General features: G+C 33.6%; 20 protein-coding genes and 2 tRNA genes. 9 read left to right on the top strand and 13 right to left on the bottom strand.

The window, feature by feature from the left end; genetic code table 11:
• The first annotated feature begins 18 nt into the window (after positions 1-18).
• The 7 genes from ACQKCJ_RS08985 (at position 19) to ACQKCJ_RS08955 (ending at position 7,884) form a co-directional block, all read left to right on the top strand.
• Positions 19-2,466 (top strand): DNA translocase FtsK, encoded by a 2,448-nt coding sequence (locus ACQKCJ_RS08985; protein ID WP_271335526.1) that lies wholly within the window; start codon positions 19-21, stop codon positions 2,464-2,466.
• 7 nt (positions 2,467-2,473) lie between these two features.
• The gene (locus ACQKCJ_RS08980) at positions 2,474-3,166 is read left to right on the top strand and encodes a LolA family protein (protein WP_271335527.1); all 693 of its coding nucleotides are present in this window, start codon (positions 2,474-2,476) and stop codon (positions 3,164-3,166) included.
• Between the two features lie 8 nt (positions 3,167-3,174).
• Positions 3,175-4,629, top strand: a complete 1,455-nt coding sequence (locus tag ACQKCJ_RS08975; protein ID WP_427401872.1) for an LptF/LptG family permease — start codon at positions 3,175-3,177, stop codon at positions 4,627-4,629.
• Positions 4,630-4,631: 2 nt separating this feature from the next.
• On the top strand, positions 4,632-5,765 hold the full coding sequence (ribB, locus tag ACQKCJ_RS08970) for a 3,4-dihydroxy-2-butanone-4-phosphate synthase (RefSeq protein ID WP_427401871.1): 1,134 nt from the start codon (positions 4,632-4,634) through the stop codon (positions 5,763-5,765).
• Positions 5,766-5,774: 9 nt separating this feature from the next.
• On the top strand, positions 5,775-6,173 hold the full coding sequence (locus tag ACQKCJ_RS08965) for an acyl-CoA thioesterase (protein WP_271335530.1): 399 nt from the start codon (positions 5,775-5,777) through the stop codon (positions 6,171-6,173).
• Between the two features lie 139 nt (positions 6,174-6,312).
• A tRNA-Ser gene (locus ACQKCJ_RS08960) sits at positions 6,313-6,400 on the top strand.
• A gap of 260 nt (positions 6,401-6,660) precedes the next feature.
• Positions 6,661-7,884 carry a site-specific integrase gene (locus ACQKCJ_RS08955; protein ID WP_427401870.1) on the top strand — a complete coding sequence of 408 codons (1,224 nt, stop codon included), beginning with the start codon at positions 6,661-6,663 and terminating at the stop codon, positions 7,882-7,884.
• 1,179 nt (positions 7,885-9,063) lie between these two features.
• Here ACQKCJ_RS08955 and ACQKCJ_RS08950 read toward each other — a convergent pair.
• From ACQKCJ_RS08950 to ACQKCJ_RS08935, 4 genes are all read right to left on the bottom strand, one after another.
• The gene (locus ACQKCJ_RS08950; RefSeq protein WP_427401869.1) at positions 9,064-10,017 is read right to left on the bottom strand and encodes a HipA domain-containing protein; all 954 of its coding nucleotides are present in this window, start codon (positions 10,015-10,017) and stop codon (positions 9,064-9,066) included.
• Positions 10,004-10,339, bottom strand: coding sequence for a HipA N-terminal domain-containing protein (locus tag ACQKCJ_RS08945; RefSeq protein ID WP_095384031.1), 336 nt, complete (start codon positions 10,337-10,339; stop codon positions 10,004-10,006). Before ACQKCJ_RS08945 ends, ACQKCJ_RS08950 begins: the two co-directional genes overlap by 14 nt.
• Positions 10,314-10,538 carry a helix-turn-helix domain-containing protein gene (locus ACQKCJ_RS08940; protein WP_095384033.1) on the bottom strand — a complete coding sequence of 75 codons (225 nt, stop codon included), beginning with the start codon at positions 10,536-10,538 and terminating at the stop codon, positions 10,314-10,316. Before ACQKCJ_RS08940 ends, ACQKCJ_RS08945 begins: the two co-directional genes overlap by 26 nt.
• A gap of 663 nt (positions 10,539-11,201) precedes the next feature.
• Positions 11,202-12,263, bottom strand: coding sequence for an HNH endonuclease domain-containing protein (locus ACQKCJ_RS08935; RefSeq protein WP_427401868.1), 1,062 nt, complete (start codon positions 12,261-12,263; stop codon positions 11,202-11,204).
• Positions 12,264-12,564: 301 nt separating this feature from the next.
• On the opposite strand from ACQKCJ_RS08935, the gene ACQKCJ_RS08930 reads away from it, so the two are divergent.
• The gene (locus ACQKCJ_RS08930) at positions 12,565-13,890 is read left to right on the top strand and encodes a hypothetical protein (protein ID WP_427401867.1); all 1,326 of its coding nucleotides are present in this window, start codon (positions 12,565-12,567) and stop codon (positions 13,888-13,890) included.
• A gap of 645 nt (positions 13,891-14,535) precedes the next feature.
• On the opposite strand, the gene ACQKCJ_RS08925 is transcribed toward ACQKCJ_RS08930, so the two are convergent.
• The 5 genes from ACQKCJ_RS08925 to ACQKCJ_RS08905 form a co-directional block, all read right to left on the bottom strand.
• Complete coding sequence (locus tag ACQKCJ_RS08925; RefSeq protein WP_427401866.1) at positions 14,536-16,230, bottom strand: hypothetical protein; 1,695 nt, start codon at positions 16,228-16,230, stop codon at positions 14,536-14,538.
• A 44-nt stretch (positions 16,231-16,274) separates the two neighbouring features.
• The gene (locus ACQKCJ_RS08920) at positions 16,275-16,868 is read right to left on the bottom strand and encodes a hypothetical protein (protein ID WP_427401865.1); all 594 of its coding nucleotides are present in this window, start codon (positions 16,866-16,868) and stop codon (positions 16,275-16,277) included.
• Positions 16,869-17,211: 343 nt separating this feature from the next.
• A complete protein-coding gene (locus tag ACQKCJ_RS08915) occupies positions 17,212-18,933 on the bottom strand; it encodes a hypothetical protein (RefSeq protein ID WP_427401864.1) in 1,722 nt (573 codons plus the stop codon).
• Between the two features lie 2 nt (positions 18,934-18,935).
• On the bottom strand, positions 18,936-20,816 hold the full coding sequence (locus ACQKCJ_RS08910) for a hypothetical protein (protein ID WP_427401863.1): 1,881 nt from the start codon (positions 20,814-20,816) through the stop codon (positions 18,936-18,938).
• Between the two features lie 448 nt (positions 20,817-21,264).
• Positions 21,265-22,491: a hypothetical protein gene (locus ACQKCJ_RS08905; RefSeq protein ID WP_427401862.1), complete on the bottom strand. Its 1,227-nt coding sequence runs from the start codon at positions 22,489-22,491 to the stop codon at positions 21,265-21,267.
• A 395-nt stretch (positions 22,492-22,886) separates the two neighbouring features.
• On the opposite strand from ACQKCJ_RS08905, the gene ACQKCJ_RS08900 reads away from it, so the two are divergent.
• Positions 22,887-22,974, top strand: a tRNA-Ser gene (locus ACQKCJ_RS08900).
• A gap of 172 nt (positions 22,975-23,146) precedes the next feature.
• Here ACQKCJ_RS08900 and ACQKCJ_RS08895 read toward each other — a convergent pair.
• From ACQKCJ_RS08895 to mobA, 4 genes are all read right to left on the bottom strand, one after another.
• A complete protein-coding gene (locus tag ACQKCJ_RS08895; RefSeq protein WP_089048976.1) occupies positions 23,147-23,428 on the bottom strand; it encodes a DNA-binding protein in 282 nt (93 codons plus the stop codon).
• A gap of 43 nt (positions 23,429-23,471) precedes the next feature.
• Complete coding sequence (locus tag ACQKCJ_RS08890; protein WP_427401861.1) at positions 23,472-23,897, bottom strand: hypothetical protein; 426 nt, start codon at positions 23,895-23,897, stop codon at positions 23,472-23,474.
• Positions 23,898-24,256: 359 nt separating this feature from the next.
• Positions 24,257-25,537 carry a conjugal transfer protein MobB gene (gene mobB, locus ACQKCJ_RS08885; protein WP_427401860.1) on the bottom strand — a complete coding sequence of 427 codons (1,281 nt, stop codon included), beginning with the start codon at positions 25,535-25,537 and terminating at the stop codon, positions 24,257-24,259.
• Positions 25,534-25,965 (bottom strand): conjugal transfer protein MobA, encoded by a 432-nt coding sequence (mobA, locus tag ACQKCJ_RS08880; RefSeq protein ID WP_068843448.1) that lies wholly within the window; start codon positions 25,963-25,965, stop codon positions 25,534-25,536. The genes mobB and mobA overlap by 4 nt, the downstream gene beginning before the upstream one ends.
• Positions 25,966-25,968 lie beyond the last annotated feature (3 nt).

Below are 25,968 nucleotides of genomic sequence, written 5' to 3'. Positions count from 1 at the left end.
GCAACAGGCAACGCAAGAATGGCAAAAACAACAAAAAAAGAAACTTTAGACAAAAAAAACGGATTAAAAACTGAGACGCTAAAATCTTGGAGACCCAACAAACAGCAACGTTTTGTTTTGGGCTGTCTTTTGGTACTATTTTCTATCTCATTATTAGTCGCATTTATTTCTTTTTATGTCAACGGACAATGGCAGACTGACCAAAGCGCGGTAAGCCAACTTGGCGATCGCTCTGAAGTGGTACAAAACTGGCTAGGAAAATTTGGCGCTTATCTTGCCGATTTACTCGTATACAGAGGTTTCGGTATCGCTTCATTTTTACTGGTTCGACTCTTTTTCTTAACGGGAATGTTTCTAGCTTTAGAGCTATCTCTGAAAAAACTAAAAAACATCTGGTTCTGGGATATATTTGCCATTATTATAGTTTCAATTTTATTTGGCTTTTTCGCAACTTCAGCACCTGAACTTGGCGGAACAATTGGATATGAGTTAAATCTATTTCTGCAGGATTACATCGGAAAAACAGGTACTTTACTGACATTGCTTTTTGGATTAATTATTTATCTGATCTTTAAAATTAAATTATCTCCCGAGAAAATTCAGTCCTATTTTGATTCTACTAAAAAAGAGTTCAAATCAGAATTGGGTTCTCTAAAACCGCAACAGGCAGAAAGTGCTTATAATCTTGAAGAATTTGTTATTGAAGAAGATCCCGAATTAGATAATATTCACTTAAAATCTGATGTTACACAATTCGAAATCAACAAAGAAGCCCTAAAGCCTACTATTTCTCATTCATCAGAAATAGATTTGAATCCGGTTGTAAAACCTGTTCAAATGGAAATAAAACCGGCAACAGTAACTCCTCCTGTACACGTAGAAGAATTTGTTATCGAAAAAGCCGAAGAAGAAGATATTATCGAAGAAAACCTGGCTTCACGTCTGGTTGCTGATTTTGGATTATTTGATCCAACATTGGATTTATCGAATTATAAATTCCCAACCATCGATTTATTAAAAGAATATTCGACTGGAGGAATTACAATTAATCAGGAAGAATTAGAAGAAAATAAAAACAAAATTGTAGATACACTTCGTAACTATAAAATTGAAATTGCACAGATTAAAGCAACCGTTGGACCATCGGTAACTTTATACGAAATTGTACCGGAAGCCGGAATCAGAATTTCTAAGATTAAAAGTTTGGAAGATGATATCGCTTTATCACTTTCGGCACTAGGAATTCGTATTATTGCTCCTATCCCAGGAAAAGGAACGATTGGTATCGAGGTTCCAAACAAGAACCCAACAATGGTTTCTATGAAAAGCGTTATCGGTTCTGCGAAGTTCCAGGAAGCTGAAATGGAATTACCAATTGCTTTGGGAAAAACAATTTCAAACGAAACTTTTGTTGTCGATTTAGCAAAAATGCCTCACTTATTGATGGCAGGAGCTACAGGACAAGGAAAATCTGTTGGATTAAATGCCGTTCTAACTTCACTTTTATACAAAAAACATCCAGCCGAAGTAAAATTTGTCCTGGTAGATCCGAAAAAAGTAGAGTTAACATTATTCAATAAAATTGAAAGACATTATTTAGCCAAACTTCCGGATACTGATGATGCAATTATTACAGACAATGCGAAAGTGGTAAATACCTTAAACTCACTTTGCGTTGAAATGGATAATCGTTATTCATTATTGAAAGATGCAATGGTTCGTAATATCAAAGAATATAACGATAAATTTAAAGCCAGAAAATTAAACCCTGAAGCCGGACACAGATTCTTACCGTATATTATATTGGTTGTCGATGAGTTCGCCGATTTGATAATGACAGCCGGTAAAGAAGTCGAAATCCCGATTGCGCGTTTGGCTCAATTGGCGCGTGCTATTGGTATTCACTTAATTATCGCAACACAAAGACCATCTGTAAACGTTATTACAGGTTTGATTAAAGCGAATTTCCCTGCCAGAATTGCTTTTAGGGTAACATCAAAAATTGACTCCAGAACTATTCTGGATACACAAGGAGCTGATCAGTTAATTGGTCGTGGAGATTTATTATATACCAACGGAAATGATGTCGTTCGTGTACAATGCGCGTTCATTGACACTCCTGAGGTAGAAAAAATCACGGATTTTATTGGTTCGCAAAAAGCATATGCCACAGCTTATTTGCTTCCCGAGTTTGTTGGAGAAGAAACTGGCATTAATCTTGATGTGGATATTTCCGACAGAGATACCTTATTTAGAGAAGCTGCTGAGATTATTGTCAATGCACAACAAGGTTCTGCTTCATTATTGCAAAGAAAATTAAAATTAGGATACAACAGAGCCGGTCGTTTGATCGATCAGCTGGAAGCAGCTGGAATTGTTGGTCCGTTTGAAGGCAGTAAAGCAAGAAGTGTGAACATATCTGACTTAAGTGCTCTTGATCAATTTTTTAATAATGAACAAAATTAATCCTATCATGAGAACAAAAATTCAGGAAATCCCAAACAATTCTATTACTAAGTTGACTAAAAAGTGCTTTCAAATGGCTGTTATATTGCTATTGAGCTTCACTTCTACTCAGGCTCAGGATAAAAAAGCCAAAGATTTATTGAACGAAGTGACTGCCAAAATAAAAAGTTACGACAATATTGTTATTGATTTTAAATATTCTTTGAATAATGCCAAAGAAAACATCAATCAAGACAGTAAAGGAAACGTAACGATGAAAGGCAATCAATATGTTCTTAATTTCATGGGGGTTACTAAAATATTTGATGGTCAAAAAACATACACTATAGTTCCCGAAGACGAAGAAGTTACGGTTTCTAAAGTAAACGAAAAAGATGATGCCGCTATAACACCGTCAAAAATGCTTACTTTTTTTAATTCCGGATACAAATACAATATGGATATTGTACAAAATGTAAAAGGAAGAAAAATTCAATACATTAAATTAGCACCTACAAACGCAAAAGATCAAAGAAAAGAGATTCTCTTAGGTATTGATGTTCAGACAAAACACATTTACAACTTAATCGAAACTGGTAAAAATGGAACAAAAACCACTTTAACCGTTAATTCTTTTAAAACCAATCAGCCTTTATCAAAAAATCAATTTACATTTGTAGCGAGCAAATATCCAAAATACTACATCAATAAATTAGACTAATTACAAGGTTGAAAATTTTAGACAAATATTTACTAAAAACATTTCTGATTACATTTACTACGGTATTTGTAATCCTTTTTTTTATATTCATACTTCAAACTGTATGGCTCTTTATTTCTGAACTTGCAGGTAAAGATCTTGATTTGATTTTGATTGTAAAATTCCTTCTATTCTCGATGCCCCGAATAATTCCTTTGGTTTTACCCTTATCGGTTTTACTGGCTTCTATTATGACTTTTGGAAATTTAGCTGAGAATTATGAATTCGCAGCCATGAAATCTTCCGGAATATCTCTTCAGAGAGCCATGAGGGTTTTGATTGCTTTTATATTTGTCTTAAGCATCGTGGCATTTTGGTTCGCCAACAATGTGATTCCCTACGCCGAATATAAATTTATAAATTTCAGAAAAAACATCGCCCAGGCTAAGCCCGCAATGGCAATTGCCGAAGGTCAGTTTAACGATGTTGGCTTTTATAACATCAAGGTAAATAAAAAATCAGGTGAGAACGGAAACATTCTGACCGGAGTTACTATTCACGAAAAACCAAATAACGTTGGCGAAAACAAAACCGTTATCAAAGCGAAAGATGGTAAATTAATGAGTAGCGAAAAGTCAAGTATTTTAAAACTGGTTTTAAATGATGGCTATTACTATCAGGATGTAACCCCAAAAAAATATGAAGACCGCACTAAACTTCCTTTTATAAAAAGCTCTTTTAAAAAGCAGATTATTAACATTGATTTATCTGAATTAAACAAGGTCGACGAAGACAAAGAAAATACAGGAAGCACCAATGCAATGCTGAATGTTAACGAATTACGCTATACTTTAGATTCGTTAAATAAAAACATGGAGAATGAAATTATCTCATTTTCAGAAAACATCAATCAGCGTGTTGGAATTAGAAAATCTCCAATTCCTGTAAAAACTGATAAAAAGAAAAAGGCTTTGCCTAATAATATTTTATCTTTATATACAAATAAACAAAAGGCCGATATTCTAAAAATGGCCGGCAGCAATGTTACCAGCAATATCTATTCGATTGAATCAACTCAAAAAGATTTAAAAGACAAGCAGCGGGAAATCAATAAACATTTAACTGCTTTATACGAAAAATTCGTAATTGCATTTGCTTGTTTCTTAATGTTTTTTATTGGAGCTCCATTAGGTGCTATTATTCGAAAAGGCGGACTTGGTTTACCAATTGTTTTTGCCGTTTTAATCTTTATTACTTTCCACTTTATCAATACTTTTGGAAAAAGACTCTCCCAAGAAGCTGCAATGTCTCCATTTATGGGTTCATGGATGTCCTCTTTTGTATTATTACCATTAGCTGTATTATTAACGTATCGCGCAACAAACGACAACGGATTAATCAACTTTGATGCTATTACAACTCCAATTTTACAATTATTCCAAAAAATTTCAGAGCGGTTTTTCCCTGCTCAAAACAAAAAATAACTATGTCAACAACAAAAATACAACTGAATACCATTGAAGAAGCTATAGAAGATATTCGTCAAGGTAAAGTAATCATTGTAGTCGATGATGAAGATCGAGAAAATGAAGGTGATTTTTTGGCAGCAGCCGAAAAAGTGACTCCTGAAATGATCAATTTTATGGCTACTCACGGACGCGGATTAATTTGCGCTCCATTAACTGAAAGCCGTTGCAAAGAATTGGATTTAAGACCAATGGTTACCAATAATACCGATCATATGGAAACTGCCTTTACAGTTTCAGTTGATTTAAAAGGACATGGAGTTACAACAGGAATTTCTGCTGCTGACAGATCTAAGACAGTTTTAGCGTTGACAGATCCAAATGTAAAACCACATGAATTAGCACGACCAGGACACATTTTTCCATTAGTAGCTAAACAAGGTGGTGTTTTAAGAAGAACCGGACACACAGAAGCTGCAATTGATTTTGCAAGATTAGCCGGATTTAAATCGGCTGGTGTAATTTGCGAAATTCTAAATGAGGACGGAACCATGTCCCGTTTACCTGAATTAGTAAAAGTCGCTAAGAAATTTAATTTAAAATTAGTTTCAATCGAAGATTTGGTTGCCTACAGAATGCAGCACGACAGCCTAATTGTAAAAAAAGAAGATTTTGATATCGAGACTCGCTTTGGGACTTTTAGACTTAGAGCTTACGAACAAACTACAAACAAACAAATTCATATTGCTTTAACAAAAGGAACATGGAATCTTGGGGAACCGATCTTAACGAGAATCAATTCTTCTCAGGTAAATAATGACTTATTGGGAACTTTGACCAATAATGCCGAGCAACAATTAGATGATATGTTTAAAGTTATCAATGAAGATGGCAGAGGTGCCGTTTTATTCATTAACCAGGATATGACAGCAGTAAACTTATTGAATAGAATTACTGAGCTTAAAACACTTCAGGCAGAAGGTATAATGAAAGCACCAAAAGTGATCATTGATAGCAAAGATTACGGAATTGGAGCGCAGATTTTGCATGACATTGATATTTCTAAAATAAGATTAGTTTCAAACACTGAACAAACAAAACGCGTGGGAATGATTGGATATGGACTTGAAATCACAGAATACGTAAGCTACTAATATATGAATATGGGGACTTTAGAAGAAAGAATTGTAAAATCTGAGACACGTATTTTTAAAGCGGTTTTTCCGAGCACTACAAATCATTATGACACTTTATTTGGAGGTACAGCATTACATCTCATGGATGAAGTTGCTTTTATTTGTGCTACCCGTTTTAGCCGTAAAAAAGTAGTAACAATATCTACAGGTCAAATTGACTTTAAAAAAGCAATTCCGGCCGGTACTTTAATCGAATTGGTAGCAAAAGTTGATAGCGTTGGAAGAACAAGCTGTAAAATTCACGTTGATATTTTCATGGAACAAATGTATTCAGAACTTCGCGAAACGGTAGTTTCAGGAACTTTTTCGTTCGTTGCGGTAGACGAAAACAAAAAACCAACACCGATTTTAGACGATTTGGAATAATTTTTATCAAAATCTCTTTTTCGGAATACTGGTAATTAGACACTTAAAAATTATCTTAAAAAAATCACCGAAAAAGTTTTTATAATCGGAAAAGCGCACTATATTTGCACTCGCAATCATCAAATGATCGCAACATACTGGAGAAATGGCAGAGCGGTCGAATGCGGCAGTCTTGAAAACTGTTGACTGTAACAGGTCCGGGGGTTCGAATCCCTCTTTCTCCGCCAGTAGAAGTTTCAAAAGAAACTTTAAAAATCAAAAGCCTTTAAACACTAGTGTTTAAAGGCTTTTTCGTTTTTACACACTTTTCAAAAAGCACATGTTTTATCAAAGAATGGTTACCCTATTAGTTACCCAGTCTTTTTTTGAATCTTTTTTTCAAAAATGGGTAACTAAAATAAAAGAATTCCCCGGGAATTCCCTGCTATCAATGGGCTCTCTTAAAATTTTTAATTCAATTTGATTATTAATTTTAAAACTAGATAACATGTTAAAAGTAATTTTTTACCAGAAATCCGACAGAGTAAACAAGAACGGCGAATCTCCAATCTATGCCCGTTTGAGCTACAATGACAAACAAATTTCAATGTCAACCGGGCAAGCCATTTCAAAAGAAAGATGGGCCTGCACAAATAACCTTAGAAATCCGCTTAAAATTGAAAAGGAAATAGTAATCAAAAATCTACTTGATCTTTTCCAACTTAATGCAGCCAAAAAATTTACTGAACTCTTCAGAATTGATCCTGAGGTTAATCTTCAATTATTAAAAGCTGAACTCACAGGAAAAGTCAAAATCGACCAGCCTGAAGGCCCAACCATAATTGAGATTATGGACACTTACACCTTATTTTTTACCAAAAGAGTCAACTCAGGAGAGCGCGCACCAGCTTCTTTGCAGAAGTATAAAAGAGCAAAAGACTTGCTTTTGAGTTTCATCAATAGCAACTATAAAAAGGAAGACTTGCCCGCATCTGAGATATCAAGCTCATTTGTCTTTAAACTGGAACAGTTCCTTAAATACGAAAGCAGTTTCAAAGACCAGACAGGCATCAAAAACAATTCAGTGGTAAAGTATATGAAAATGTATAAAACTGCCTGCAATTATGCCATTAAAATGGATTTGATCATTAAAAATCCCTTCAACGTTTATGACGGAAGGCTGAGTGTCAAGGATGCTGTTTTCCTAACCCAGCTGGAACTGAATACGATCGAGAATAAAATATTTTCAACGCCCCGCCTTGAAAAGGTCAAGGATATATTTCTTTTCAGCTGCTATACAGGATATGCGCCGGTCGATGCAATGGATCTGTCCGAAAGAAACTTATCTGAAGATTCAAATGGAAATTTGTGGATTATGACCAGCAGAGCAAAAACTGCTATTAGAGCCAATGTTCCGGTACTACCTACCGTTGAGAAAATTATTTCTAAATACAAAAATCAGCAGAAAGGTCTTATCCCGAAAATTTCCAATCAGAAAATGAATGCCTATCTAAAGGAAATTGCTGATGTCTGCGGCATAAACAAACACCTTACCTGGTATGTTGCCAGACATACTTTTGCAACCACAGTTACTTTAGGAAATGGAGTAAGACTGGAAAACGTATCAGCCATGATGGGCCATACCAATACCAAGCAGACACAGCACTATGCAAAGGTTTTAGATGTTAATATAATGGAAGATATGGAAAAACTTAAATCTAAGTTTAAGTGATATTTTATTAAAAACAGTCTTCTATTTCGAAACCTCTTTTCGCTCGTAGTTACCTTTAAAAATCTGATTATTTATTTTTCAAGTATGACCGAATTACGGTGAGTCACATCGAAAAACAAAACTTAAGTAAAATCATGAGATCAAACTCTAGATTCGAATCACAGACATCCCTTATATCGCATATTGCGATATGCAATATGCGATATAAATAATTTGTTTATCAATAAAATATAACTAACTAACATCTCCAATTGCGTCCGCATTGCGGACGCAATTAAACTAGACAGAAGATAAACATTTTAATATCTCTTCTTAATCAAGAAAAAAAAGAGCTTTATATTGTCAAAAGCATTAAAAAACAACCGGACATTGCGCCAGCTGGAATGCAAGATAAGCACCAGTTTAGAAGCATCTTTTAATAAGCAATGATAAAGAAAGTGATTGACAGCTCATAATCTAGTGTATTCCTTTTTTTTTATTTTAGAATGCGACTAGTTATTTATTGCTAAAAACTTCATAGATAATCGGAATTTTTCCGATTATAGTATAAAAAATTAACAGTAATGGACTTAAAATATTCCAAATAATCTTTAGTATAACCCGTGTAAACCTTCACATTTACAAACCTTTACAATTGTGTCCACATTGCGGACACAATTGAGCGGGACAAAGTATAATCTTTGCTATTAATTGATAATAAACAAAAAAATAGATTTCTATAATACTGAAAGCGTTAAAAATAATTACACATTATGCCCATTTGAACGGCATATGAAAAAGGAATTGACGATAAGAAAAATCAAGATATAGGAGATAGTAAAAATAATAATTCTAAAAGAAAACAATTACTATAAATAATCCTAAAGATCATATAGCATTAACTTCTGAAAAATAAAAACATCTAATAATGTTTGTTATTATGAACATAAACGCTATTCTTGTTCATAATAATGAACATTTAACGAGATGAACAGAAAAAACAAACCATTTTTCTTAAGCAGATTATCTTAGAAAAAGAGGCGCCACCTGTATCGAAAGCGCCAGTAACACTGGCTGTTATGTCAAAAATGAAAGGGTACTAACAGGGCTGTCTTAAAATTAGTGGGTTAACTAACCTCTGTAAATGTAAAAAAAAACGAGAAAATTGCTGAGAAGCTTCAAAAAAGCAGGGTGCAACTTTTAAATTTCAGTAAATAAATTAGTGCGTTTTTTTATCAGATCCTTATACTGCAATTTTAAATCTTCGTCTAAAAAAGAAATGCTAACAAGTTCGATGGCTTTTGGAAGCCAAATGCTGAATCTTCGATAAACATTATTGACCTGCCTTGGATTTAATTTTAAAAAACTGCCCAGCCTGTCAAAATACACTTTGTTGAAATTTTTCTTTTTGCCTCCAAACATCAAGGCGGTATCTTCGTCATCTTTTGGCAATATTATTTTAACATTCAAAAGGTCATACGCGGGTGATAGTATCCAGCCAAATTCTGAATGCCACATTGAAAAATTTTTCAAATGCATATCATTGTTTCCTATGATAAAATTAAAAATTGCCAGTTCAAAAAATCGAACTTTATCGAGCAGTGAATTTACAGATAATTCACCGATAGTTTGTCCGAGAATTTCCATTGATCCCTTGTATTTATCACCTAATTCCAAAATTTGCAAAAAATCAATCATATGAATTTTTGAACCGTCATTTTTCCGATCAATCCGTTTTGTAATATAACATAACTCGCCTGATATAAGCCGAATCATATTCGAAGGAACTGTATCTATTTTATACAGTTCTGCAAGTTTCATTGAAAGATGCTCATTTTCAGGCATCTGTTTGTATTGGAGATTTTGAGGTTTTAAGATATAATTTCCGTCTAATGCATCTAGTATGGTCAAACGTCCATCATGTCCGTTTTCCAGAAATGTTTTAATCCATCCTAATGATAATTTAGGTTGAACTCCGGGAACGGATATCGAAAGTTCAACTGCTTCTTTGGCCAATTTTTCCATATCCTCCAGTCTGTATGGCAGGACAGGAGGCTGGCTGGTACCATAGAATGCTATGCTGCATTTTGAATGATAATCAACTTGATCCTCATCAAGTTCCAGGTAACAATATAGGCATTTATTCATTTTCATTTTCATTTAAGGGATGAACGCTGACTGCTCCAATAGCATTTTGACAGCACGCCAGCAGAAGCGCCATACGATCATTTTTGTTTATTTTCCAGCTTTCAGCCGCTATATTTAAAAGCCAGCCTTCGGGAATTAGTCCATCAAAAAAAGGAAATAGTCTTTTGCTTTTATAAGGGCGTACGCGGACCGGCATATCAAAAGTTATAAAAAGGCCTGGAAAGTTTGCTATATAATCCTCATTATATGTAAATTCATATTCTCCGTCAGCAGATTCGCTTAAAATTCCAGTTGGAATTGAATTATACTTTATTAGTGCCTGGCGCATAATTATTTTCTGTTATTGGTCCGAGAATATGCCCAAACATTTTTAAGACCTGGTTTACTTTTGATAAACTTAAATTTTCTTTTCCCTGCTCTATCTTTCGAATAACGGTTAATGCTACACCAGTTTTCAAAGCAAACTCTTCCTGAGTAAGACCAGCTTGTTTTCGTCTTTTCTTAACGAATTCTGCAATTAAATCCATTTTATATGTTTTTGAATATAAAACTAATCAAAAATTTTCAATTATATGCTTTTGGATATAAAAATTTACAAAACTCTAAAAATATATGTTTTTGCATATAAAATTAGTCGATTGTTGCCTATTATATGCATTAAGATATAAATAATATTAATTTAATTTTAAAGAGGAAGAAAAGTAATATTTATCGTTTTGTCGTTCTAAGTTTATGAGACAATTCGTAGAGTTATTTTTACTGCATAACGCACTCTTTTTTAGCACACCGACCAGTAAGTTTTCGAGGATACCTTCATAAATCAAAAGATTCCATCTGGCTTTTTGATTTTATAATTTTTTGATCCAGTTTGTTAGTTTTTATAAAATCAAAAAGCCAGATAAGGCATAGCGAAGTTAGGCATTTTTTTTTAAAATGTCAACTGTTTGCAAAACACTACCTTTTATAGGGTCTAAATTTTGTAATCTGTTTATCGTGTTTGAAACTTCCGGAATTTTTGGCAGTTTCAGATTTATGTTGCGGAGTCTGAAGTTCCGTCATACGTTTTTTTCGAGTGCAGCTTCAAGAGTTTATTTGTAATTCTGAGATAATGAAGTATTTTTAACTTTTCATATGCGTCAGCATACTTGAAAATCAAATCAAACTTTCTACTAATTTTTTAAGAATAAAACTCATTTTAGATATCCAAATCCATTATTATGGGCTATCGTAATCAGCGGTTGAATACTTTCTTTATATCTTATATAGTCAAAACCATTTATATTGACTAAATCTGGAAATATTCCAAGATACTCTTCAAGCAATTTGTTTTTCGGAGCATGATCGGTCATAATCTCAAAAGCTGTTTTTTGTATTTCGAAAAAGTTTTCAAAGTGATTTTCCATTATAGGTAGTTTATCACTCTTTATGGAGTTGAAATGAATATCAATAGGAACCAAATTCCAAATCAAATCATGAGACACAAAAGCATGCGGAACAAAATGATCCAAAGCATATTGACCAATTGTCAATGTTTTACCGGTAAAGATACAATTAACTGTCCCCAACTCTTTAAATACAATATCCCAATAGTTTTTCCGCTGGTTATATAGAGAACCTCTAAGAGGTGGTTTAATAAGCTTATTGGCTAAATCTGGAATATTAGGGTTGCGTACCTGCAAAAAAAGAGTCAGGTTCCAATAAATAAAATCCTTAAGTATTTTTGCGTTTGTCTTTAAATAATCAACCCATTTAGGATTAATAACTATATGATTGTCATAAAGCGCATACATACATTCATTTTCAAATTTCTGCGAAGATATATATATATACTTCCTATAATTCGTATCATTATCTCCCTTTTCTTTAGTGAACCACGGAGATAAAAACCAATGCGGCACATTTTTATTAAAGTGATGAAGTGTTTGCTGCGTACTTTTGAGTGAAGAGGTCATTAAGACATCTAATAAAAGATCTTTCTTTATATCAATAGACAGCCCCTCGTGTTTTAATATAGACTTTACCGCCTGTTGTATCAAATCTTGTTTACCAAAAGATACATGAAAATAATTTACTGTATACCATCCATTACAAATCATACGAGCAAACAAAACTCTTTTAGAAAGTATTAGCTGGGCTTGCTCCACCATCTCGATAATAGATAAAAACCAATAAAATTTGTAGGTGGCAGAAGTATTACCAAAAGCTGAGGCAAGTTTAGATACAGGAATATCATTGGAATTTGGTAGATTCATAAAAGTATTAAATTGTCAGTGTACTAAGTTAACTAAAGTAAAACACTAAAATCATAAAATAACAACATCTTCTGAATATGAAGTAACAGATGAGTCCTTATTTCTCTGCGAAATGAAGTCTCAAAATTAACTTTAAAAGTCAAAAGTCTTTAAAAATAAAAGAATAATAAGCTATATTGCGAAGAAATGTAGAACAATGATCCCTTCCAATGAACGATAAGCAGTAGCTTGAAAATTTTAAGAAATGTTATTTTAAAATTAAGGAATCGGAAATAACTGAATAGTTCAAAAATGGAAATAAATGAAATTTTTAAAACAAATTAAAAGCTGGAAAAAATTTCCCAGTCTTGACACGTTAGGCTACTACTTTCCACTTGGGAATTACATTTATCTAGATCAGTATACAGACGAAAACGATTTTGCAAAAGCCCTTGAAAACCCAATAATTGATAGAAACAGGTTCAGTGTTTTTGTACATGAGTACCAGCATTATATCGACCACGTCAGCACTTTATGGGGTGCAGAAAATATATTTAAAATCTTCAGGGCCTTTGATGCTGTTCTAAAAGAGGACGAGCATAAATTTTTCAATTATAGGGAATTGCATCTAAACATGAAACGAAACTATTTTTTAGATTACTATACCGAAAATTATAAAATTGCACCAGGTGGTAACGGCAGGCACTGGAAATTCCAAATAACTACCGGAACAAGATTTGATCACAATGGAAAAGTATATGAAGAGTGGCCGATTCCATTTATAGTTTTTAAAAACCTTGATAATAGTAGAATCAGCAGGGTGCCAATAAGCATAGCATCACTATTGGAAACAACAGCAACAGCTGCTGAATATTATTTTCAATATAATGCTATACAAACACTTGGACCTGCTTATAAAGAAATACAATTGTCGGCGCTTTATCAAAAAATTGACGAAAAACTTTATAACCCCGAACTGGCATTGTATTCAGCTGCTGTGCATATAACTTCTGCATATCTAAAGATAACAGATCCAATCCTTGCCTACCGACTTTCATCAGTGTTTGCCAAAATTGCCTTAAATATACCATCATCAGAATTCAAAAACTTGATAATACCTAAAAATGAAGATGAAACACCAGGGTCCGAACCAAGGCGTCTTAAATTAGTTGCAAATTTAGACCGTGGATATGCCTTTTGTATTTTAATACTTAATTATGTCGCAAAATACGGCCCTTCGGGAAATTCTGAAATTGAACTTGAAGACATACTGTCTGCCTCAAATTTGCCTACTGAGAAAAAGATGCAGGATTTGATAAATGCCGAAATTGTCAAACTGAACCAGGATTCCATCTTACAGAGGAATGACTTCAGCAGAATGATTACCGACAAAATATACTTTGGCAGAAAATTCAGAGAACAGACCGGGATAGGACAAACCAATGAGACAGGAGATCTGAGCGAGTTTATTAGAGAGATGCCACATATTATATATAATTCTACATTTTTTGACTATGAGGATCTGGAATTGGCTCCCATTTTTGAAAAATCCATCAAGCAGGAAGAACTCACTATGGAAGAATGGTTTAAGTTATCCACTTACTGTGAAAAAAAAATTGACGATTTCAATAAAATCTGTGGTATTTAGTATTCTTTTGCTGCGTGCTTTTTCCAGGAAAAATGTTGAACATTAAATAAAGTACAGAGATACTTTAGCATCCAAAAAACATTACGACTCCAATCGCATTGTTGCTGTGTGGCAAAAAGCCGAATTTGAGTTATCAACATGTACGGGACTTATTTATATCAGGCAGCTGAAGATGTCTATATCTCTAAAAAAGAACATAACCATCACAACTCTACCTAACTAAAATAGTAAATATCGTTAATCAATTGTGATTGGCACTAAACTGTACAGTATTATGCAAAACTGAGAAGTATTAATTACATTGAATTTACGTTTTTCAAAATCCTCTGTCTGATTTATAAGTTTATAAACAAATAAATTAAAGTTTACTTCTAAAAAAACCCATCTGGAAAGATGGGTTTATAGTTTAAAATAAAATTTTTAAAATCTTTAAAAGACGCTTAAAGTCTACTCTGATCAATATATAATCGTCACCTAACTCAAGCTTTAAAGCAAGCCTATTCTTTTCTTTTTTCATGATAGAAAATTTTAAAATTAAGGTGTATATATCATCGAGGAACTTTTCCGAAATGCAAGCCTAATTATTGCAAAAAAAAATGCAAATTATTAGAATCGTCTTGTTTTACAGCTTGTCAGAAGTTAAAATCAACTGGAAGCGTGCTGTCTAAAAGCTTTTATTATTTGGAAAATCATAATTCCCAAAAAAATGCGATGCAATAGATCAATAAAATAAATCCAATCAGATTCTATATCACTGCCATAGGTCAAATCCATTCTTCTGGCAGGATTAAATAGATACCAAAATGTTTTTATATTAGAAGAAAAGACCTCAAATGTAGTTTTGATATCGTAAGCATCAGACGAAAAAGAAAAAAGAATTTTATCAGATATTCCTGCAAGAATCAATGTGTACAGAAGAAATGTGCTAAAAAAAACAATTAATACTGGCTTTATCCAATTAATGCCATAATCGTTAAACTGGCTGAATGTCATAATGATTTTATCATTGAGACTATAATTTTTAGATTGTTTAAGCTGATTTCTATAGCATTCCATTTCCCTGGCTTGAAATAAAAGGCTATCAATCTGATTGCCGCTGTTTTTCAAAGCCTGCTTCAATTGCCTGTAGATTTCTCTCTTTCTTTTGAAACGCTCTTCCTCAGATTGTTCAGAAACTTGTATTTTAAGCAAATAATCCTCAAACCATTTGATGTTTGTCGGCTTGATTTTATCTAAGGAAACATTGTCAAATCGCAAAAGTTCAAAACTATTAAAATCAAATTCATTAAATTTTGTACTACCTAAGTCGCAATCTGAAAGATTCAAAGTGCTTCCTTCATATCCTCTGCATTTATCAAAACTGACATCGCTGTAATTTGTAAAATCATTAATCACAAACCATCGAAATGAAATGCTTTTAAATAATAGTTTTAAATTTTGATTAATCCCCGTGATAAAGGCATTATCTATTACCCATCCTTGGAACTTTAATACTCCTTTCAATTCGGGATTACAATTTATTTCCAGCCTGTCTAATTTTTTGCCTAATCCATTAAAATCAAAGCCTTGCGTGAAATTTGTTTCTGATATATATAGTTCACTAATATATGTTTCTTTAGGATCACCAGATAGAACCCTATTTTCCAGTTCTCCTTTCCTATGAAAGGAATCACCAAATAACATTAGTTTTTTAATTCTAGACCCGCTAGTGCTGAATTTATCATTATAAATGTTTTCACTGGATGAAAATGTAGAGGGGCATTCAATATTCAGGAGTTCAATATCTCTTTTGAATTCATTTTGCAAGAAAAAAATATCACCTTTTAATGAATCGATTCTAAATGAGTTTTCAAAATTTGAATTTTGAAAATTCAAATTGAAACCTGATGTCATAATATGTAAATATGAAATAGAAGAGCCAAAAATACAGAGACCACCATTTTTTATTGTCGTATCGGTTATAAATACATTTTCAATCTTACATTGATCCTCAATAATCACCTTTCTAGTGAGATTGCATTCTCTTTCAAAAGATAGTAGCTTTATTTCACAGTTTTTAAATACAATACTCCCAGTGAAGCCTGTTTGCACATTACTCGTCTTTATATTACTGAACATGATGCCTTTTTCAAACTTGCAATTATCAAATGAAAAGCCTAACTTTATTTCTGCATTTTCAATTATAAAAACTTTCTTAAACGTAGCATTTTTGAATTCCCTGTATTCCCAATTCAAAATTGATTGATCAATGTACACTTCAAAATCAACGAAAATTTCATCATCCATTATATCACGATTAGCTAAATCACTATAAAAATTGGTTTTCGAGGCTTCTGTCATAATATGTAATTAGTTGTATATGGTTTCACTTGTTAACCAAATTATTAAATGGAACAGCAATTTACAAATTCAACCCCTAAAGCTGTAATTTGACTAAAAGTGAATGTGGGTATAACAAATTTACCGCCGCCAAAACTTTGTGAATCTCCAACTTGACCTATCAACCCTAATCTGGTAATGTTTGAAATTTCCGAAGCTTTTAGATTTAATTCCGTAGTTTTAAATGCTCCGACATCTTTAACTCTTTCAAGTTCCTTAAGTTCATTGGTAGATATTTGATTCAATATAAACGGAAAAATGCTAGATTCAAATACCTTGCTTGAATCACTAAAATTTACAATTAAGTTTGACCATTTCTTCTGTAGAGTTTCATCTTCTTCTAGTGAAGAAAATTCAAGTAATGGCACAATAGTTTTTAGATTAATCTGTTTGATGGTTATATTATTTTGTTCTGCTATTTTTTTTGCATCTGAAAATATCTTTATTTGATTGTTTAATCTGCGAATTTTTACTTTTTCGCTTAAATACAAGCCTGCTTCCTCCAAAGAAGAGCCTACAAGTTTTTCTATAAATCCTCCTATGAGATCAATTCCTTTTTCAATTGCAGTTGAAGTTATATCAATTTTTTTATTTTCCATAATACCGCCTTAATTATCTTTTTCCTTGTAGTTCAGACAAACATAATAAAAAAAACATGGGCATTATATTGAATGCCACTGATTACTTTGTCCTTTAAATAAAAAATAAAACAATATGAATAAGAAAATTAGATACAAAACAAATATTCTAATGATTATTAAATCAAATTTAGATTCGTATTCAAACTTATTAAATTGATTTTTATCTCATTTTTTACATCCTGATACTGTTCATCAAGTGATTTTTCACTCGGCAAATAATTTTTAGATAGACATGTAAAACTTATTTGAAATTAGGAAACACTACTTATCTATGGTATTTATTATATTATAATGAATATTTTTACACATTAACAGATCTCCATTTATCTGGAAAGTAAGGTGTCTTAAAATAAAGATGCGCCAGATCTTTTAAAAAACCGTACCCCGCCCTGTCAGTGCGGTAATCATACCTGAACTCATTTTTTCTCTTACCTATTTTAATTTTGAAATCTGCAAAATTCAGATCATCACTAATTTTTTGATTTAGCCTCAGCTCAGACTGGTAGCCGTCTGTCAATGATCTTGAAAACAGCTGCTCCTCCAGATCATTTTCCTTATCGTCGATCAATTCAAGAGAAGTTGAATCAATGCCGTGGTGCGGTACAAATAATCCCAGATCAATTTTGTTGTCTAAAATGAACTTTTTCATTATATCGTATTCTTCCTCCATATCCAGAAGGGCGGTATATTCCATTAAAACCGCAAGCAGCGGAGAAGTGCTGTCCGAATAATAAACGGGTTTAACTCCTGTCAAAGTAAACTTGATCACGCTTTCAATGCTGTTGTTTGCATCGGGAATAAAACCTAACATTTCCTTGGCCGCCTTAAGTTGCTGTAAAACAACTTTGAGATAATTTTTAGCGTTCTGCGCCTCACCAAAATCAATGAACAGATTAAGGATGCTAATTACAGCAGACGAATGAATATCCAGCAGCGGCCTCCAGCATACATTGTTCTTATTGATCAGCTGAACCAGCTGCAGATGGTTATGCTTGTCGTTTGCCGTACTGAAAAATCGCTGTACATTCAGAAAAAAACAGTAAATCTCCAGATATTCAAATGTCCTTTTTGCATACCCTATTTCCTCGTAACGTCCTGAGGTTTCCCATGACAATCCGTCCTTTAAGCTGGCAATAGGAAGTGTTCTTTTGAAATATTCTATAAGCACCCCAAAGTAGAGATTGAATACCTGACCGAAATATTTAATAACCGTTTTATCCTCTTCTAATTTGTTCTTTAATATCCAATTCCAGAATTTTAGCACCAGATGGGTCAAATAGCGCTTTGCTGTTTCAAGGTTGTTGTGCTCCCTGGATTCTGTGTAGATGATAAATCCAACAAGCTTGAACGTTTCAAATAAAACCTGCCATCTTCTGGATAATTTTTTAGATTTATTCCATTGTTCTTTACTGAACAGCAGTTCTAATAAATCACGAAAATCAGCACTTATGCCATCGGTTGTATTTAAATTGACCAGCACCCTGTTAAAAAGTCTGGTTGTCTGCGGATCCACAAGTAGATATTCGCTGAAAAGTTTTTCTGAAAACAGTTGCGTAAGACGCGATATGTCCCAACGATCAAAAGATGTATTTACCAAATTTCTCTGTGTCGCGACAATAAATGCCTCCAGTGTTGCCTGTACATTGCCCTTTATTATTCCGTTATGGACAATCACGATTTTCAATGGCAGCTGTTCAAACTCAGGAAATGCCGAAACGAACTTATTATAGCTAGCCTGAGTCAGCGAGTCCTGAATGCCGTCTTTACCATAAAAGTTAGCATCGGTGATATCTCTGTCGGCACCTCCCTTTAACTCAAAGTAAAAACGCTTTTTAATGCTATCTCCATCCACGCCAACCGCAACAATATCTTTTCCATATTCAGGAAGCCCTATATATTCTGTCGGTTTGGATAAAATTGTGAATCCCATAACTTCCAGAAGCATTGGAAAAATGCGATTAAGCTCATTTTTCTCAGTTAAGGATTCCAAATATTCCTTAACAACTATATTTTTGATATCCATCTTTAGAAATTTTCAAGGTTCTGTTCATAAACCAACGGGTTTTTATAAGCCCTGCTGTCGATCATCATTTTTGACTCAAAATGCACAAGAGGCCGGATTTCACCAGAATGCTCATTTTTCAAAGATTTGGCCCGCACAATAACCGTTGTTTTTACATCATATAAGAATGAGTTTTTATCCTCATTGATGTCTTTAGGTATTTTAGCATGCACTTCGTGTTCAAGACTGTAATAGAGATCCATTAGAGCACGCTCATTTTTTATCGGGTTTAAGTCGTTGAATTCTTCCTTGAATTTTTTAATTTCAAGATACTTTTCCAGGGCTTTCTCCAGAGGCTTTAAAAAATCCTGATCTGTTTTCGAACTGCCAAGATTTACTTTTATGGCATCAAGCAGCAATTCATGGTAAACTTCCAGCACTAATTCGGAAAGCTTGTCCTGCAGATACTGTCTTACTTCCTTAAAAGAAGATTCCCTGAACTTCAGCAGCAGTATAAGCAGATCATCAATTGAATGTGGAAAACTGCACATGCTTTCAACTGCCTGCATCTGCGCTTCCTTACTCCCCTTTAATAAGTTAATGTGATAAATCCCCCCACTGATGCAGAGAATAATTTTTAAGGCCAGAAAACTGTAATTTCTAAAATTGAACAAGTGCAGGATCTGCGCTTCGGTTTCTTCCCTGTTTATATCGAAAAAACGATTAATGGCACTCTTAAACAATTCAATAGATCCCCTGAAACCTAGCAATTCATGTCTTTTGACTAAAATTTCAAAAAGATACTGTGGGTCTTTATAATTATAAAAAAAATGCTTTAAGACTTTTAATTTTTTTGTATTCTCGAGATATATATTAAGTAAATAGTACTTTTCAAATTCAAAATCTACCATATTGTACTGGATATTATTAAGTACAGTCAGGGCATTTTCAGGGTCTTTAGCCTGCAGCATTGTGCGGAGTTCTTTGATGCAGTCGGCTTTCAGCTGGTTAGAAGCGGCATTATTTTCAATTATACGGCAGAATAAAAGACTTTTTAGGTTTGTCAGTTCCTCACTTACAGGTTCAATATTTCTGAGTAGCTCGAAGAGTTTTTTAATCATTTGCTCGTCGGAAAAAGTAAAATCACTCAATGCTTTCAGGGCTGTAACTTTATCTTTTTCAAACAATGATAAAGCAGAAGCGAAAACATTATCTTGATTTTTTGGAAACAGTCCGACAAGCAGTGGCGGAATAAAAACCGCATATTTTTTGTTAGTATCGTTGCACGCATATTCAGCAAGACTTTGTGCTGTATCGGAATAATTCTCCGACAATCCCCTCAGATAATTATATGTAAAATTATGATTGTATTTCTCCTGCGTATTATAATCCATACAGGATTTTAAAATATTTTCTTCAGTGGTATTGGAAATGATTAAAAACTTAAAGTAGAAAGATATAAAATCCATACGCTCCTTTCTGTCCTGTTTTTTATCTTTTAGAACTTTTATAAAATGCCTGTAAACCAATACTGGAGAATTTAAATTCTGAAGCAAAAACGCCTTAAAGCCGTTAATCATCTTATCCAGATTATTTTTTTGATAATCAAGACTATTTATATTAAGAAGATATTCCTTCAGATCGTCAGCAAAACAAAGAGCATCAACAATCAAAGCTCCAGGTTTGGAATCCAGTTTCTGTTCTGCAACAATCAGAAGCGCCTCATTAAATAAAATGGAATCAAAATTGATTTCAAGATGATCTGAGTCGCTTTCTGAAATTTTTACGACTCTCATCTCCAGAAGTTTATCATACTGTCCTATTTCCCCCAATTGATATCTATCTTTTATGGTTGAAAATACAGCATTGATCAAATTAAGTATTCCTTCATTGTCTCGACTCATTAATTTCATATTTATTAATTGATGGCTGGATATAATACCCACGGTAATTTAATTTGTACTTTATATACATACTCAAACATACAAAATTGCCAATTGTATGTTTTACGTTTTTCCGTAGTATTTAATTAAATTAACAAATTAATTCCCTTGCAGCTTCAACATTTAAAAATATTCCATTATATAAATAGCGTGGAAAATTTAGGATCCTTTTCATTTCAGGGCATCAATTAAAAATGTTACAGAAGTGAAGTCTTAATAAAAATCTTAAGCTACTGTTTTGATTTTCTCATTGTAAATTGTTTCTTCACTAAGCTAATCTTAAATTCGTAATACTGCTTATTGTTCAAGTGTGGCCAAAAATTAGTTTATTTCTTTGCGTTACTCAATATCCTATGCTCCAGCCCAACCAGGTAATTTTGCAAAAGGAGAAATTTTATAAAGCCCAAAATTATCTTGACGTTAAATTCAATCGATTAAACTCCTTCATAACTGGATTCATAAATTCAGGTAATTCATAACCACTTGATTTCGCAAACATTATCGATGCAATATACTTAAAATCATCTATCTGCAATGTGTCATACCCATGCGAGATGGTTGCTAATTGCTTATCAACCATATAAAATGCCAAGATTTCACTTTCCGCATGTCTAATCCTTTCGTGACTGTCCAAATTTTCTATTTTATGCCTGTCATAAATGTACATTTCTGTTACAAAAAGGATATTGACTATTTTATCAGATTCAATTCGACTAGCTACCTCATTAAACTTTCTGTATAACGTGGTTTTGATCGAGAAGCCAAAAGAAACTAATTCAAAGGTTTCATCGCTATACACAATCATGCATGTTGGCATTAGTTTTTTCTGCATTTGGAAAAGCACCAAATGCATTAGTTCAAATTTGTTAAACACATCACCATCAGGATAGGTTTCGTTTAGATTTTCAATTGGAACTTTTATAGGTCCTGGGCCGCACTGTAGCACAATTCTTGATGCCTTTTCAAAATTTTCATTTTTACAATAAAAAATATAGTCATCAACAAAAAGAAAATCTTTAGGCACTTGATAAAAATTCATCTTATTTATTTTCCCTTCTAGTTCATTGGATAATCTGCAATCCCCATTGACCACCTCTTTCATCTCGGACAAGAAGAGTTTCATCTGGTTTATCCCAAATATCAAATTATCATATAAATCTTCGGTACGGCCGCACTCAGAAAATAAAAACTCTGCTGAAAACATGACTTCTAATTGTCCCATGCTTAGGAATGTTCCTCGCAGCGAATCAACTATTGTTGAAATTTTCACATCATTATCAATAGTAAAAACCAATTCCGGCAGTGACAATGTCTGTCCCGAATAAATGGTGATGGTAATTCGCTTCTCTAGATTAAATGGTTGCTGTTTAAGCACCTCGTTCCGTTTTTCTATAAACCATTTACCAACATGGTTAACGAGGTATTGATCACGCAACTTTTCATATTCTGGCATGAATAAGGTATGAGCCAAAGATTTTTGCAGCACAAAGGTGATGTTCCTATATTCCGAAAAGAAATTATCCAGATAACTTATATTATCGAAGAAGTTCGTCCCTTTTTCAAATTTTTCCAAACTGCTTAAAGCGTTATAAAATTTATGGAGTGCCGGATAGAGCAAGCCTCTTGAGTTATTCATTTTGTCTTTAATTAAAAATCTAAAGATAAGGAAAACTGCAAATTCGATCTAAGTCAAAATAGAACTGATCATAAATTTTCTATGAATGACATATAATAATCAAAATCACCAATGCTTTGATAACTTAAAAGATGGAATTCAAGTTAATCCATGAGAGTATTTAATAATAAATTATTTAAAGATTTTGACCTTACAATTCATAAACCAATTATGAAAAAGCATTAAAAAATGAATGTAAATTGCATTTTAAATACCTCAATCCCTTTAATTCAGTTACAACCAAATGTCTAAATGGAGTAATGTCGTTTTCTTAACAAATAGTATTAAAAAAATTTCTGTAATCGAAAAAACATCTTATATTTGCACCCGCAATGAGAAAATGATTGCGTCTTACTGGAGGAATGGCAGAGCGGTCGAATGCGGCAGTCTTGAAAACTGTTGACTGTAACAGGTCCGGGGGTTCGAATCCCTCTTCCTCCGCCAGATAAAGTCCAAAAAGCGACTTTTAAAAACAAAAAGCCTTTAAACACTGGTGTCTAAAGGCTTTTTTATTTGGAATGGTATTGAACCCTACTTGAAAAACAGCCCTCATTCCAGTTACCCTCTTTATTTTAGACTGTTTTTTAAAAATCTGGGGAACAAACTAAATGCTGAATTATGATTCATTGCTTCTCAGTATCTTATCGATCTTGCCGCTGTCATACAAAAAAATATCTCCAAGCTTAGTGTAGGGCAGAATTCCGGTCTGTCTGTATTTAATAATAGTGTTATTGGACAGCCCAAACATTTTTTTTAAATCTTCATTTCTGTAGTATTCAGGCCTCAAAACTTTCCCCTGGCTGATTTTTGAATCAATTGTTTCCATTCTTGCCAGCACAGGCTCTATCAACTCCTTCACTTTCATCACGTAAGATTGCCACTTTTCTTTCTTCATCATTGGTGAGTTTTTTACTTATTATTAATTTTTTCTTCTTTTAAATCTACCAGCTCTCCAGCCTTCTCTTACGCTCCTGCATTACTGCAATAAATTCATCTAAAAATTTAATCTGTTTTACCTTATAAGTATAGCCTTTACATTCGGAGAACTGTCTGCTGATCGACTTAATTTTCGACTGCCCACCCTCATCGCTGGCATATGTGAAATTATTTTCGAGAAAAAACTGAAACTTGCTTCTATTACTTTTTTGGTCTGCAGTATCAAAAAACAATAAACCTTCATCCATCAAAACATAAAACAGCTGGGCAAAGTCAATTTTGTTATAACAGGATTTACATTTTTCATTTGAAGAAATGGATTGCATTTTGTTTTCCTGATCACTTACACTAATTAGATGTTCTACTAATCGGAGCCTTTCATCAAATTTTAATATAACATTTAAGTACTTTATTAGCTTACCACTTTTCATTGTCTCTAAAATTTAGTCATCATCCTGTAAATGAAAATATACATTGCTGCGTTTACTTTACTCCTTGTTGCATACATAAGATATCTGCACCAATACAGCTTGCGTATGTATTTATAAGACAAATATATAAATGCATTTTGAAGTCATTCGAACCATGGTCATTGTTTGCTTTCTTTGTCTTTTAATGGCCGTTTATAAAAACTTGATTTTCAGGTGATACTTGAAGGTAGGTTATCTGTTGAAATAAAAAATTAAAAAAGATCGCAGACTGATTAAAATACTGAATCATAGGAAATTTAGCTGCCTATTTTTTATTAGTACAAGTTGTTCTTTGATGGGCAGGAAACTCAAATTTATACCTACAATCTTCTGCGTTTAACCTTTCGTTTCATCCTATTGTCAAATGCCTGTTCCTCGTAATCCTGTGCCTGTGGCAATAAACCGCCCAATACGTCAAAACTGTTTTGTTCATAAGCATGGGGCATATTTTCCTTTCTTAAAAAGTCAAGAGTGTTAGGCGATTGGTCTATTTCTGTTTTCATCATAGCCTCTTTTTCGGAAACACAGCTTTTATATGCTGGATTTTCTGGTTTCCTACTATTATTCCACCAGTCGTTAAATGAATTGGCCGAGAGGTTTTTGCCAAGCTCAGAGCCGTTGCACACACAACGGGATTTGTGGTCAATAAAAGTTACGCCATAGATACGCCCTTCAGCATTTCGGCGTATCACGAAATTCATACCCTCTTCTAATAGTTTTTTCTTAAATTCAGATTCGTTAGAAACAGCCTGCATTACTGATTCGATCCTGCCTTTAACTGATTGTTTAGTCGGACTGTCTTTTAGATTTATCCTGCTTCGCTCATAGTGGGATTGCAGCTGTGTGAATCCTGCATTTTTTCCAAACAGCGAAGCCTTAAAGGGACTGCTTGCTTTTTCTCCCTTTTCATTTAACGCAAAATATACTAATCCCAGTTTTGGAATTCCATTATACTCGCCTTTCACTTCCTGGGCAGTAATATTAAAAAGTGAAAGTAAGGCATTATATGCCCCAAAAGTTTGGAACTGGTAATATATAGGCAGATGGCGCAGTACCGAAGCCATCTGGCTTTTTATATCTCCTGCTTTATATTCAACAGGTTTAAATGTTGGGTTGTGTACTTCTTGCTTTTTTTCTAAAGCTGATATAAGACCGTATTGTTTTTCCAGCGTCCGGCAGACAGCCATCGAGCGCCTTTTTTCAAATTTATCTGATATTTTCCTGCCCTCCGCGTCCACGCAGACTGATACGATATGTATATGTGTACGATCAATATCGGTATGTTTGAACACCACAAAAGGCTGATTTCCGTAGCCCATCTGCTTCATATAGTCTTGTGCCATATTCACAAAATCAATATCGCTTACATTATCTTTCGGATCAGGGTTCAGGGAAATATGAAGCACAGGTTTCTCCGTTTTACGATTAGCCAATAAGTGTAATTCAAAAGAACGGGAAAGCTGTTCTACGGAATAATTACCATCAGGGGTTTCAATTATCTTTTGGGTAAACAAAACCTGTGCACTTTCTTTTTCAAGTTTTTGATAATTATAGGCTAATGCTCCGTACAAACTGCTTCCTCTTCCTATTTTTGCTATCATTTTTTTAGGTGTTTTTCTTCAAATTCCGCTGTAAGCTGTATTATCTTTTGAGCTAAAAGAGCAAATTCCATTGTTTGATTTACCAATTTGTAGAGATACACGGGAGCTTTCTTTTCGGAAAAATTACGGTACATAATCTTCACAACCTGATTGTAATTAACCCCAATAGCCCGAAACTGTCCGAATAAGGCAGTTAGAAGTATGTAATAATCCATTGTTGCTTTATCGATCTTAACTGTCTTGATCCCTTTTTGAAAAATACAGGCTGTAATAAAATGTGCCATAACATTCATGCCCGAGCTCTCAAAAAGAATCAGGAATCGTGCATTTTCCTCAGCGGTAAGACTGATAGAATAGCGATGGACAGCAGGGTCATCTTTAGGATGTCTGCCACCTTTACGGGGATTGGCTGTACTTTTGTTTTCCATTCC

This window comes from Flavobacterium sp. NPDC079362 (assembly GCF_050267765.1).
Lineage (GTDB): Bacteria > Bacteroidota > Bacteroidia > Flavobacteriales > Flavobacteriaceae > Flavobacterium > Flavobacterium azizsancarii.
Note: the sequence above shows the minus strand (reverse complement) of the source record. Positions and strands in the feature narration are given on the sequence as shown.

Coding starts and splice junctions, on each gene's coding strand:
- ACQKCJ_RS08925 (WP_427401866.1), bottom strand. CDS start 16,230: ATGACAGAAGCCTCGAAAACCAATTTTTATAGTGATTTAGCTAATCGT.
- ACQKCJ_RS08955 (WP_427401870.1), top strand. CDS start 6,661: ATGTTAAAAGTAATTTTTTACCAGAAATCCGACAGAGTAAACAAGAAC.
- ACQKCJ_RS08965 (WP_271335530.1), top strand. CDS start 5,775: ATGGGGACTTTAGAAGAAAGAATTGTAAAATCTGAGACACGTATTTTT.
- ACQKCJ_RS08890 (WP_427401861.1), bottom strand. CDS start 23,897: ATGAAAAGTGGTAAGCTAATAAAGTACTTAAATGTTATATTAAAATTT.
- ACQKCJ_RS08940 (WP_095384033.1), bottom strand. CDS start 10,538: ATGGATTTAATTGCAGAATTCGTTAAGAAAAGACGAAAACAAGCTGGT.
- mobB (WP_427401860.1), bottom strand. CDS start 25,537: ATGATAGCAAAAATAGGAAGAGGAAGCAGTTTGTACGGAGCATTAGCC.
- ACQKCJ_RS08945 (WP_095384031.1), bottom strand. CDS start 10,339: ATGCGCCAGGCACTAATAAAGTATAATTCAATTCCAACTGGAATTTTA.
- ACQKCJ_RS08950 (WP_427401869.1), bottom strand. CDS start 10,017: ATGAAAATGAATAAATGCCTATATTGTTACCTGGAACTTGATGAGGAT.
- ACQKCJ_RS08895 (WP_089048976.1), bottom strand. CDS start 23,428: ATGATGAAGAAAGAAAAGTGGCAATCTTACGTGATGAAAGTGAAGGAG.
- ACQKCJ_RS08985 (WP_271335526.1), top strand. CDS start 19: ATGGCAAAAACAACAAAAAAAGAAACTTTAGACAAAAAAAACGGATTA.
- ACQKCJ_RS08935 (WP_427401868.1), bottom strand. CDS start 12,263: ATGAATCTACCAAATTCCAATGATATTCCTGTATCTAAACTTGCCTCA.
- ACQKCJ_RS08920 (WP_427401865.1), bottom strand. CDS start 16,868: ATGGAAAATAAAAAAATTGATATAACTTCAACTGCAATTGAAAAAGGA.
- ribB (WP_427401871.1), top strand. CDS start 4,632: ATGTCAACAACAAAAATACAACTGAATACCATTGAAGAAGCTATAGAA.
- ACQKCJ_RS08910 (WP_427401863.1), bottom strand. CDS start 20,816: ATGAGTCGAGACAATGAAGGAATACTTAATTTGATCAATGCTGTATTT.
- mobA (WP_068843448.1), bottom strand. CDS start 25,965: ATGGAAAACAAAAGTACAGCCAATCCCCGTAAAGGTGGCAGACATCCT.
- ACQKCJ_RS08915 (WP_427401864.1), bottom strand. CDS start 18,933: ATGGATATCAAAAATATAGTTGTTAAGGAATATTTGGAATCCTTAACT.
- ACQKCJ_RS08905 (WP_427401862.1), bottom strand. CDS start 22,491: ATGAATAACTCAAGAGGCTTGCTCTATCCGGCACTCCATAAATTTTAT.
- ACQKCJ_RS08930 (WP_427401867.1), top strand. CDS start 12,565: ATGAAATTTTTAAAACAAATTAAAAGCTGGAAAAAATTTCCCAGTCTT.
- ACQKCJ_RS08980 (WP_271335527.1), top strand. CDS start 2,474: ATGAGAACAAAAATTCAGGAAATCCCAAACAATTCTATTACTAAGTTG.